This is a genomic window from Methylobacterium oryzihabitans, from assembly GCF_004004555.2.
Classification (GTDB): Bacteria; Pseudomonadota; Alphaproteobacteria; order Rhizobiales; family Beijerinckiaceae; genus Methylobacterium; species Methylobacterium oryzihabitans.
This window is the reverse complement of sequence record NZ_SACP01000119.1, coordinates 1-505: the sequence shown is the minus strand read 5'-3', so window position 1 is coordinate 505 and position 505 is coordinate 1. Positions and strand designations below refer to the sequence as shown.

Below are 505 nucleotides of genomic sequence, written 5' to 3'. Positions count from 1 at the left end.
GGGTCGCAGCTGCGCCGTGGCCATGGCCTCGTCGGTGACGCCGCTGTCGGCACGCATGCCTGCGGCCAGGAACGGTACCATCAGGCGCATCACCTGCTCGATCGAGGTGTTGATGCCAAAGTCGGTCTCGGCAATTGCCCGCAGGGCCTTGATACCGGACATGCTGAAGGCGGCGGCACCCAGCATGAAGTGCACGCGCCAGAACAGTTCCAGTGGCGGAATACGAGGCGCGGCCTCGTTGACCAGCAGCATGTAGCGGCGGAACACTTTGCCGTACATGTCTTCCAGGTAACGCCGCAGGTGGCCCTGGCTCTGGCTGAAGGCCAGGCCCAGCAGGCGCATGAAGATCGACAGGTCGTTATTGCTGCGAGGCTGCACGGCCAACGCCTGCTCCACCAGCATTTCCAGCAGTTCTTCGAGGCTGGGCTTGTGCTCCGGCTTGGCCTGGCGCCGCTCCAGTTCGCGCTCGAGGCTGGCGCAGAACGGCCCGAGGAAGCGCGAGAAC

1 protein-coding gene is annotated in these 505 nt (G+C 65.0%); it reads right to left on the bottom strand.

Annotated features, from left to right (window positions below; genetic code table 11):
• Positions 1–505 (bottom strand): TetR family transcriptional regulator (locus EOE48_RS28635; RefSeq protein WP_127734237.1); only part of this gene is annotated, 505 nt, incomplete at both ends.